Origin of the sequence: Corynebacterium sp. H127, from assembly GCF_037482665.1 — a bacterium.
GTDB lineage: Bacteria > Actinomycetota > Actinomycetes > Mycobacteriales > Mycobacteriaceae > Corynebacterium.
In genome coordinates this window covers 1-11137 of sequence record NZ_JBBHKY010000017.1, presented here as the reverse complement: position 1 = coordinate 11137, position 11137 = coordinate 1, and the positions used below count along the sequence as shown (strand labels likewise).

Here is an 11137-nt window from a genome sequence, read left to right as displayed (position 1 = left end):
TCATCAACCCTAGAGATCAACAAAATCCCTCCGTCAACATTAGGCCGTGGTTTAAACGCCGAACGCGGCACACGTTCACCGAGCTCAAAAGTAAACCACGGAGCCCACTGCGCAGTCATCATGGTTACACCTCCCACACCCCCACGTCGACGAGCAACTTCCCATTGCATCAATAGGACGGCATCAGTCCAGCCAGGCGCTCGGAGCAACTTTCTCAAGATCGCAGTTGTCAGCGAAAATGGGATATTTCCTGCGACAACGTGCGGGTACGTAGGTAGTTGATAACTCAAGAAATCAGCATGCAGAATATCGATACTTCCACCCGATTTTGCGCGGTTGAGGGTTTTGACCATTGTGGCATCGATTTCGACGGCAATTATGGGTCGCCCTAGACGACTCATTGGGAAGGTTAACGCGCCACTTCCCGGCCCGATCTCCACAATGGGACCGCTCGTACGAGCGACATGTTGGACACACACGTTGACAATATTGGTGTCGATAGGAAAGTTTTGGCCATGCTTATGACGGCCCTGCCCATAGGCTGGCATTAGGTACCGCTCCAGTTTGTTGAAAATGGAGCCAGGCATGACAGACATCGCCCGGCTATGTCACCGGGACGGTTTTCAGTTCACACTGGTGAGGAAACCGCCATAGCGATTGGTGCGCAACCGCATGGACGCGGTACCTAAAATCAACATGCCAAAAAAATAGCACAGGCATTCACTACAAACCTCCCGAATTCACTAACCAAATAGATTCGCGACCTCCACGGTCATGGCCGATCTACAGGGAGTAATTAGATTACGACTGTTCGGTTACCCGCCATTGCAATCGCAATTCTTTCCATTTCGCCTTACAAAAGTACGTTTATCGGTTTACACTATTGACAGGTTGCTGCCAGAAGCCTGTCTTTTCCTCTATCGGTTCCTACCTCAACCCCAAGCACGGAGAACAGAGATCAAGATGCGATCGAGACGAACAAGGCTTTGTGCAGCACTTACGGCAATTGCTACCGCAGCATTCCTTCCGGTTTCCACTGCTCAAGCGCAGGCCAACATCCCGCCTGTTATTCCTACAGAAACGGTGACTCAACAAGATTCCACCATGATGATCCCGCCGTATGAACCGGAGCATTACCGTAACGTCGACACCTCAGACTGGGACTTTAACGAACCCGGTATGAATAAGAACAATGTCGACAACCACTACCTTGAACAAGTCTTGCCGGATGATCTCGGTGAACCTAAGCCTCAGGTTATCGAAGGGGAAATGCGCTCTGATCGCATCGAATTACCAGAAGGCGTGACTAAACAAGAAGCCGATGCTGCTGAGGTCCAAGAAGCGCGGCAACTGGGAATTACTACAGACGCTTCGCAGCGCATGCAGCCGTTGGCAGCTGACAATTGTCGTTCCTATTGGCCATCCGCTAACCAGGTTTGTGGTGCCATTCGTGCTAAATATGAGTCCATGGCTGTCTCCTGGGCAGGGCAAACTCCAGTATCCTTCCTTGGGCTCCCCATCTCCGATGAGCTGACCAACCCAGACGGAGTTGGGAAACGCACCCAGTTTCAAAACGGATTCATCTATTGGCACCCTGACACCGGAGCATGGTCAGTCACTACCCACAACTCCTTGGTGTGGCAGCGCAGCGGTTGGGAAGTGGGCCGGCTGGGCTACCCAATTTCCGATGAAATTGGCACCGGTGATGGTGTAGGTCGCAAACAATTCTTCCAACGCGGCCGAATCTACGGATCATTCTCTGGCGTTGTATCGATCGAAGGAAAAATCCTAGAAAAGTGGATCGAAACTGGTGAAGAAAAAGGGCCACTCGGTTACCCTGCTACCGACGAAGAAGGAACCCCAGATGGCATTGGACGCTACAACCGTTTTGCACTTGGAATGATCTACTGGCATCCGCAATTTGGAGCACACACAATTACCGGTGCTCTGGGGGCGATCTGGGCAAAGAGTGGGTTTGAGAGAAGCCTCTACGGTTACCCAATTGGCGACCCGTATATCGATCCCGAAATGGGACTTACTCAGGAGTTTTCCTCAAAACGACTTACGCTTACTGACCTTTTCGGTACTGGTGGAATTGTTTCAATCAAGGGGAAGGATTACTCCAAGGATCTGTACGATTTTAATCTTCAAGTTCTCGGGATCGACTTCAACGATCTCCCTTCCCCGAATGAGTACTCCAGCATTGATGGCCCGCAAGCGCCGTCAATGAATATGCTCATGGAAGGCCCCGAGAGTTCGAGGTACATCCCGCTGTATGAAATAGTCCCTCAACAGAACACAGTCTGGAAACGTGGCTTCAAGGAGTATCAAGTTAGTTCGAAAGTGGTTTGGCCATCGAACTATATTTACGATCCTGGCCATTCCCGTAAAAAGGTCCACGATTTTTGTACGTGGTCAACTGATATGTGGAGACAAGAAGATGCTGCTCCGAACGTCTATATAGACTTCCGCGGTCCCTGTGCAAGGCATGATCAATGTTTTGAGAAATACACCGATCAAGGTTACAGGCTAAGCAACTGCAACCCACAGTTTCTTGTAGACCTGAAAGAGGTTTGCATGCGCGCGCCTGTGCCGGATGCTACTCGCCAAGACTGCATTTCTCATTCGGAAGTGCTCTTCGATGGTGTTAATGTTGGAGAAGGAAAGTGGCCTTGGCAGTAGGAAATCCTCCTTTGTATAGAGTCAAGTTTCTACGTATACCAATACTTGAAACAATCACTTTACTTGCATTTATTGCTCATCGAGTGTTTTCCCTGGATGTAGCTATTCCAGAGTTTGAGGGCTCTCACTGGATTTATTTCTATCTAACTGGAGTAATACCGCTATCTATACCTATTTCACTATTGCTTAATATAGTGTCCATAAACAACTTTAAATGGGATATAGGCATAGCTTTAGTTTCATCTGCCTGCCTATTCTTTTTGCGTGGGTGGTTTAGTGAGCCAGTGCTTCTCGGGGGATTTTTACTTGCTTTTCTTCAAGTTTTATGCACTGCGGGAATTCTAACGTTCCTTAGGAGAGTCGGTGCGCTCATCCTGAACGAAAAGCGCTAGCTCAAACTTGTTGTTCTTTTGCACACCTAAAGAGTAGAGCTGTCGGGAGTCTCTCGGGTCTGAGTGCGCTGCACTGTCCGGCGCCGAGAATCGCCGTGGCCTGCGCGGAGTGTGCAGCCGTTTCGGGCAGACCTCGACAGCAGGTTGATGTACTGGCAAAACATTTGCCAATTAGAAACGACACGAACAGGCTTAAGGGACGTTTCGCTCAATAGCCCCCACGATTCCGCCCAAAGTGGGACTTGCATCCGCAATCCCCACACCATCACTCCACAACCACCGCGAACACGAAAACAAAAGAAACCGGAGGTCACTCCCTCTTTCGAGTTTGTGATCTCCGGCCCTTGCGGTTCGTGAACCGCTCACTGTGTGCGGTTCACGTATCCAAGTCAACAAGCGAAACCGCACTGCTTGTCCCGCCGCGGAAATTCGAAACTCCCGAGACTTTTTGCCCCCAGACCACCGACAAATAGCACGGATCAGGGGTGCTGTTGCAAACTTCAGGCGGAGAGCCGTGACGACCCAGTCTTCATCCTCTGATGCTCGCTGCGGGTCGGCGTTCTCAGGCAGCCTCGAACACCCGGCTGACGATCACCGCATCCGGGTTCGGTTGCCCGTAGGCAAACATCGCGCCCTGGCCTTTCCGTAATGAGTGCATCGCTTCCATCCCTTTCAACGTCCGGTACGCCGAGGTCCGGTTTTTGAACGCCCCCTTCGGTCCGAGGATCCGTTTCAGCCGCCCATGATCTCCTTCAATGACGTTATTGAGGTATTTCACCTGCCGGTGTTCCACGGTCTGCGGGCAGATTCCCTCTGACTTCAACTCGGCGATTGCCCTGGCCAGGGAGGGTGCTTTATCGGTGTTGATCACCCGCGGGGACCCGGCCGACGCGTTTGACCTCAGGGTCTTGGCCAGGAAACGCTTCGCTGCGGCGACGTTACGCTTTGGGGACAGGTAAAAATCCAGGGTATGCCCGCCCGTGGTGATCGCCCGATAGAGGTAGCACCACCTGCCGCCGACCCGGATATAGGTCTCATCCACCCGCCAGGAACTGGCCTGCCAGTCAGGTACCTGCCGGTACCACCGAGTTTGCTTGTCCAGCTCAGGGGCGTATTTCTGGACCCAGCGGTAGATCGTGGTGTGATCGACCGGCACGCCCCGCTCGGTCATCATTTCCCCCAGATCGCGGTAGCTCACCCCGTAGCGGCAGTACCACCGCACCGCCCACAGAATGATGTCACGGGGGAAATGACGACCGGAGAAGATACCCATGGCTGTGATTATTTCACGTCGCTCTTCCTACTGCCCCAACTTTGCAACAGCACCGCCTGACAGCGTGGCCACCGAACAGTGCGAAATCAAGACCCACACTTTCTATCGGCTGTCCTCCGCTCGAACCCAAAGAGAAGGCAGCACTTCGCACAACTTAGCCCTTACCCTCCATCCTGACGTGTGGCCCCTCCGCGGGACGCACGGTGTGTTCGGGACGGCGTTTGCGCAGTCTGAGCGAATAGGTCAACCCAATCGATGCGACTCAGGTTTGGTGGCAGCGCCGATGCTGAGATACCACGCGATTCAAGCCATCGACGGGCTCGAGTTTTCGATTCAAAAAGCCGCGCCCGAGCGAGTATTTCGGCTAGCCCACGGCCTTTCCCGGTAAAGACGGAGTGCACCATAGCCTGAAACGCTTTCTGGTCTTTAACAGACACCTCGGGCTCATCAACCCTAGAGATCAACAAAATCCCTCCGTCAACATTAGGCCGTGGTTTAAACGCCGAACGCGGCACACGTTCACCGAGCTCAAAAGTAAACCACGGAGCCCACTGCGCAGTCATCATGGTTACACCTCCCACACCCCCACGTCGACGAGCAACTTCCCATTGCATCAATAGGACGGCATCAGTCCAGCCAGGCGCTCGGAGCAACTTTCTCAAGATCGCAGTTGTCAGCGAAAATGGGATATTTCCTGCGACAACGTGCGGGTACGTAGGTAGTTGATAACTCAAGAAATCAGCATGCAGAATATCGATACTTCCACCCGATTTTGCGCGGTTGAGGGTTTTGACCATTGTGGCATCGATTTCGACGGCAATTATGGGTCGCCCTAGACGACTCATTGGGAAGGTTAACGCGCCACTTCCCGGCCCGATTTCCACAATGGGACCGCTCGTACGAGCGACATGTTGGACACACACGTTGACAATAGTGGTGTCGATAAGAAAATTTTGGCCATGCTCATGACGGCCGTGCCTATAGGCTGACATTAGGTATCGCTCCAGTTTATTGAAATTGGAGCCGGGCATGACAAAGCACCGCCCGGCTATGTCACCGGGACGGTTTTCAACTCACACTGGTGAGGAAACCGCCTTAGCGGTTGGTGCGCAACCGCATGGACGCGGTACCTAAAATCAACATGTCTAGAAAATAGCACAAGCATTCACTACAAACCTCGCGAATTCACTAACCAGATCGATTCGCGACCTGTATAGTCATGGCCGATCTAGACGGAATCGTGAAGTCATGGCTATGGAGATTAGTCCGATAAATCCACTCCGAACAACCAGCGATGCCACGAGCGTTGAGCCACCAACGCCACAAGGAACATAGATTACTCACTATCAACAGTCAGACACTCAAGTCTTTGGTGCAAAATAGCCAAAACGAAACCAAGCACACTGCACCACGTGACTACCTCAACATCAAGAAAACCCGCGACCCAAAAATAATTATGCTTTCTTGCCGCAAATCACATACCAGCAACAGGATCATGGGATTACGCTATATCCATGACAGCGAATTCACAGGGCACCATTATTAAACGGTTATACAACCGTACAATCATCGCCACCCTCACCACAGCAGCACTCATCGCCCCACCAGCCACAGCCGACGTTTTCCACGGACACTGGATCCGCGGCGCGATTGAAACCACCTACAACCGCCTCGGCGGATGGAACCACTTCGGCGACGCCCTCAACGACGAATCCGTCTCCGCCTGGAACGGACGCTACCAACACTTCGCCAACAGCAAATCCATCTACTGGCACCCCAACGCCGACAACGCCATCGCCCACGCCGTAGAAGGACGCATCCGCGACAAATGGGGCGATCTTGGCTGGGAAAACACCGTCCTAGGCTACCCCATCACCGACGAGTTGACCCCACCCGATGGCAAGGGACGCTACAACCACTTCCAATCCGGCTCCATCTACTGGTCCCCATCAACCGATGCCCACAACGTCCAAGGCCCCATCCGCACCGCTTGGGAACGCCAAGGCTGGGAAGCCGGAAAACTCGGCTACCCCGCAACCGATGAAATCACCACCCCTGGGGCAACCGGTAAATTCAACCGCTTTGAACATGGTCACATCTATTGGTCCCCATCAACCGGTGCCCACACAGTAGAAAAAGACATGTTCGACCTCTGGGGCGCACAGGGCTGGGAAGCCGGAAAACTAGGATTCCCCACCTCAGAGCGCTACCAACTCAACGGCGCCACCACCCAAGACTTCCAACACGGACGCCTCCAAATCTTCCCCACCACCGGCCAAGTACTACAAAAATACGACGGCAAGCCCTACTCCAGCTACCGACAGATCTACCCCATCCTGACCACCAAAGACCACCCACGCTGGCACGAAGCAGGCATGATGCGTGAAGTCGCCCAGCACATGGGCACCTACTTCCCCCTCACCGGCTGCCCAGAAGTACTCACCGTCGGCGCCACCTGCACCTTCACCACCACCGGCGGCGAGAAAGGCCCAGCCACCGTCGACCGCATCTCCGACACCGGCTTTACCATCATCACAGGAGCCGGACACCCCGAAGGCGCCGGCCGCATCCTCAACATCCGCTTCGATAAAGTCACCGCACCAGCTTCAGCCGAAGACGACATGATCTTCACCGACCCAGCGATCAAATCAGCCTACGTCGGCTCCAACAAAACCTGGCTCCGCATGATCGTCGAAGCCTTCGGAGAAACCTCCACCACCAAAGTGGCAGGACCATTTAGCTCCGACCACGTCGGCACCCAAGTCTTCTCCCAGATGGCCACCACGCTGCGCACCTCCATCGACAACGCCACCACCACCTACGGCCAGGTCACCCCATAACATCTCCTGTCCGTAACTGGACAACCCTCTTCTGCGCGCACGCTGCCCCACGTGCGCGCAGATACCCACGCATCACCACCAACATCACTAACAAAGGCACTCACAATGACTCGTCGAACCTCCCTCACCCGCCGCGCCCGCCACCTGGCAGCCCTGTCGGTAGCAACCCTGCTCACTCTCACCCCCACCGCCCACGCCGCAGATACTGTCACCATCTTCGACGGCGACGGAGGACTGATCCAACAAACCTGCGGAGCCACCACCGAACAAATTCGCATCGACGCCTCCTCATTTCCCTCCATGTCCGCCTGCTTCGGCATGGCCAAACCCACCGGATGGATCGCCACCAAAATCACCGGCTCCTACGGCGTCGTCAACAACCTCACCGTCCCCGCCCACATCGCCTTCAAACTCCCCGATGGGGCCGTGTACTGGCAAGAAACCGTCGCCCCCGGCAAAGTCACCACCATCGACGTCGGACGCACCGGATCCACCGTCGTCGAAATCCAAGTCACCCCCGTTGCCACCAGCACCGGACCGGCCACCGGCACCCTCACCCCCTCCACCGACACCGCACCCAACTACATCTCCCTGCGCCAAGCAACAACCCCCACCGCCGGGCGAATCCTCCGCGTGAACTGGAACGGCATCACCACCACCGCCATGGACCGCAACGCAGGCTTCACCGACCGCCTCGACGGATCCTTCAAAGTCATCCCCGCCCTGGATGGCTCATCCTGCATTTCCCTGGAATCCGCCGCCTACCCCGGCACCTACCTCACCGCACCCACAGCCACCACCCTGTCGCTGAGCCACACCCCACAACCAAATCGCGCCACCTGGTGCCCAGCACCAGCTGCCACCCCAGCCACCGCCCAACAACTACGTCTAGCCGCAGACCAAACCAAAACACTGGCCGCCACCACCACCGGCGCCGTCACCCTAGCCGGAACCACAGCCACCGGTACCGCCTGGTTCGTCGACACCGCCCTCGCACGCCCCTAATACCCACCCACAAAACCCACACTCACCACTGGCCACGCCTGAAGAAAACACCTGGAACGAGCAGTCATGACAACCACAACCGAACATCACAGCAGGAAAAAGACGTGGACGTCGATCCTCACCCGGATCCTCACCGCCATCACCGTCGTCGCACTGGCCAGTGGTACCGGCGACCCAGCTGCCGTCGCCCAGACCGACCAAATACGACTGGCCGAACAAGCAGCCACCAACGAGCAAGCCCGTAGCTTTGCCCTCGACATGCTCGGCACCACCTTCCCCGCCTCGAAAAGCGCCGCCGAAGCAGCCTTGCGCGGCGGGGACAACGACCTCACCGCCTATGCCAACACCGGGCTAGAGGCAGCCAAACGCCAAGACCTCGCCCAAATCCTCGTCACCATCTCCCAGCTGTCCGGACCAAAAGTCCAAGAAGAAGCAGCCAAAGCCCTGGCCACCAATGACCCACAGGTCATGGCCACGTTCATGGAAACAGGATGGCAACAAGCCCAAACCGTCGACGACCGCGCAGTCGCATGGGAAGCAGCCAAAGCCGCCGAAGGCACCTCACTGAAAACTGCAGCAGACGCCGCCCTGAAAGACGGCACAGCAGAGACATTAAGTGAATTCGCCGCCACCGGCGCCGATACCGCCCGCGCCCATGATGCACGCCGCGACGTCTACGAACTCACGCGCTCACCATTTCCTTCCGTCGTACAAGGCGCCAGTGAAGCAATCCAGGTAGGAACAGAGACTGCGATCGTGTCCTACCTGCGCTATGGGCAATTCGTTGATGCTGCCCAAGACATGGAAACAATGGATATCACCAACCTGGTCGATATCGCCACCACCCAATCCGCCAAAGCAGAAGAAGCAGCCTCACTCGCAGCCCAAAACGCCGACCAAGCACGTAGGTCCACAGAACTATCCAAACAAGCCACCGAGCGAGCCAAAAACGAAGCCATCGCCGCCGACGGGGCACAGGTACGCGCAGGCAACGCCGCCGCGGCAGCAGGACAACTAGCAACCCAATCGGCAGCAGCAGCTGACAATGCTGTGGCCGCAGCAGCAGAGGCAAAACAGGCCTTAGCACAAACCGCCGACGCCCTCTCCAGGGCAGCGTCCGCAGCAGCAACCGCACGCATGGCCGCAAACGAAGCCGCTGCTCGTGCGTCTGCTGCCGGGATGGATGCAAATATGGCCTACCAAGCCCGAATTGCTGCTGAACAAGCCCGCGATGCCGCTGCCGCTGCGGATAATGCAGCCAATTCCTTCGCCCACGCGGACGCCGCCGCCAACTACGCCCGCAACGCCGGTGGCGCAGCAGCCTCAGCTGCAGGCAATGCCGATGCCGCAGCCGCTGCCGCGGAACAAGCCGCCGCAGCAGCCGGTGCCGGTGACGCTGCAGCAGCAGAAGCCCGCGCCGGCGCAGCCCGTGCACGTGCGGCGGCCTCCCGCGCGCGGGCCTCAGCAAACGAAGTTGACGCACTCGTCGTTCAGATCACCTCACTGGTGGAGCAAGCTCGTGTTGCAGCGCGGGAAGCGGCGGAACATGCACGCCTGTCTGCACAGGCAGCAGAAGAAGCAGCCCTACACGCCGGCAACGCCGTGGATTCCGCACAAAAAGCAGGAATCAACGCGAAGGACGCACAAACAGCGGCATCAAAGGCAATCGACGCGATGAACCTGGCAGCCAAAACCGCCGAGTTCGCCCGCACTGCAGCCGATGGGCGCCTCACCCAAGAAGCCGAGTTCCTCAAAGACCAAGCCAAACAAGCCCGCGAAATCCAAGACGCACGCGATGTCGCACAAGCCGAACAAGACAAAAAGAAAGCCTCACTACTTGCCGAGATGAAAAAGCTGGGGGCCAACACACTTGGTGACGGGACTCCAACTACCGATGAAGCAGGCCCACAGGCTACCGATCCAGCAGTGTTTGCCGGTGACATTAACCAATTGCGGCAAGCCACTGTCGCTGCAGCAATGGTCGGGGGTCCAGCAGTTGCAGGAGCAGCAAAAACCGCTCTATCAAGTGGCAACGATGCAGATCTCAAACAGTACGCCACTAGAGGCTACCGCGCTGCAGTCAGCATGGATGAGCGGGGTCAACTCGATCAATGGTGGGTAACCGATCCCAATGAAGACGTCCGGTTCGACTCTGGGTATTACGCCAATGCTGCTGAAGATGTGGTGCACTGGTTTGCCACCGAAGGTGTGCAAGAGTTACGCATGCCTTCACTTATTCAGCGCACCTGGCAACTGCGTGCCCAAGGCGGCGCTGCCGTGCAAGCAGCAGCAGATGCAGCACTACAAGCGAACACCTACGACGCTCTCGACGGTTTCGTCAATGGTGGCGGGTTTGATCGGGCGCGGTATGAGGACCAACTCCGCCTCGCCTACGACCTAGCCACCACCGGCACCCCTGAAGTCAAGGCTGCTGCTGAAGCTGCGGTGCTTGGTGATCGAGCAGGACTCGACGAGTTCGCGAGCATCGAGATGTACCGACGAGGTGCGGCCGATGCTCAGCGTGCCACCCACGACGGCCACATCAACGCACTGTTGCAACGCGGCTTCGCCGCCGCGCAACGCGCAGCAGAAGCAGCATCCAAAGCACAACAGTCCTACTTCGCAGCCCAAGGTGACGCAGCAAAAGCAACCACATACGCACAAGAAGCCGCCACCTGGGCCGGTAAAGCACAAGACTCCGCCAACCTTGCAGCAGGACATGTGAAATCTGCTGAAGGCTCGCTAGCGTTTGCACTAGAGCAGCAACAACGCGCGCACACGGCAGCAAACCAAGCAGAAGCCGACGCTGCACAAGCCTCAGCCAACGCCGACCAAGCAGCAAGCTACGCCGCAGCCGCACACCAATCCGCCAACGAAGCCGCCTCATCAGCAGCTGATGCGCGCGCCTCCGCAGTCGCCGCCGGCAAGGATGCTGACCTGGCGGC

8 protein-coding genes are annotated in these 11137 nt (G+C 56.5%); 5 read left to right on the top strand and 3 right to left on the bottom strand.

Features of this window, described 5'->3' with window-relative positions:
• Positions 1-548, bottom strand: a 548-nt coding sequence (locus tag WG936_RS11955) for an rRNA adenine N(6)-methyltransferase family protein (protein WP_339573034.1), incomplete at its 3' end; no start/stop codon positions are given.
• Positions 549-774: 226 nt separating this feature from the next.
• On the opposite strand from WG936_RS11955, the gene WG936_RS11950 reads away from it, so the two are divergent.
• Both WG936_RS11950 and WG936_RS11945 read left to right on the top strand, forming a co-directional pair.
• Complete coding sequence (locus tag WG936_RS11950; protein ID WP_339573033.1) at positions 775-2682, top strand: LGFP repeat-containing protein; 1908 nt, start codon at positions 775-777, stop codon at positions 2680-2682.
• Positions 2673-3074, top strand: a complete 402-nt coding sequence (locus WG936_RS11945) for a hypothetical protein (RefSeq protein WP_339573032.1) — start codon at positions 2673-2675, stop codon at positions 3072-3074. Before WG936_RS11950 ends, WG936_RS11945 begins: the two co-directional genes overlap by 10 nt.
• Before the next feature lie 562 nt (positions 3075-3636).
• On the opposite strand, the gene WG936_RS11940 is transcribed toward WG936_RS11945, so the two are convergent.
• A complete protein-coding gene (locus WG936_RS11940) occupies positions 3637-4347 on the bottom strand; it encodes an IS6 family transposase (RefSeq protein ID WP_339573031.1) in 711 nt (236 codons plus the stop codon).
• A gap of 161 nt (positions 4348-4508) precedes the next feature.
• Complete coding sequence (gene erm / locus WG936_RS11935) at positions 4509-5339, bottom strand: 23S ribosomal RNA methyltransferase Erm (protein WP_339573030.1); 831 nt, start codon at positions 5337-5339, stop codon at positions 4509-4511.
• Positions 5340-5861: 522 nt separating this feature from the next.
• Between erm and WG936_RS11930 the strand changes: the two genes are divergently transcribed.
• The 3 genes from WG936_RS11930 to WG936_RS11920 form a co-directional block, all read left to right on the top strand.
• A complete protein-coding gene (locus WG936_RS11930; protein ID WP_339573029.1) occupies positions 5862-7187 on the top strand; it encodes an LGFP repeat-containing protein in 1326 nt (441 codons plus the stop codon).
• A gap of 105 nt (positions 7188-7292) precedes the next feature.
• Positions 7293-8192 (top strand): AbfB domain-containing protein, encoded by a 900-nt coding sequence (locus WG936_RS11925; RefSeq protein ID WP_339573028.1) that lies wholly within the window; start codon positions 7293-7295, stop codon positions 8190-8192.
• A gap of 66 nt (positions 8193-8258) precedes the next feature.
• Positions 8259-11137: hypothetical protein (locus WG936_RS11920; protein WP_339573027.1), on the top strand; the 2879-nt coding region annotated here is incomplete at its 3' end.

Excerpts from the sequence above, each read along its gene's own strand:
- WG936_RS11925 (WP_339573028.1), top strand. The coding sequence starts at position 7,293 with ATGACTCGTCGAACCTCCCTCACCCGCCGCGCCCGCCACCTGGCAGCC.
- WG936_RS11940 (WP_339573031.1), bottom strand. The coding sequence starts at position 4,347 with ATGGGTATCTTCTCCGGTCGTCATTTCCCCCGTGACATCATTCTGTGG.
- WG936_RS11930 (WP_339573029.1), top strand. The coding sequence starts at position 5,862 with ATGACAGCGAATTCACAGGGCACCATTATTAAACGGTTATACAACCGT.
- WG936_RS11950 (WP_339573033.1), top strand. The coding sequence starts at position 775 with ATGGCCGATCTACAGGGAGTAATTAGATTACGACTGTTCGGTTACCCG.
- erm (WP_339573030.1), bottom strand. The coding sequence starts at position 5,339 with ATGTCAGCCTATAGGCACGGCCGTCATGAGCATGGCCAAAATTTTCTT.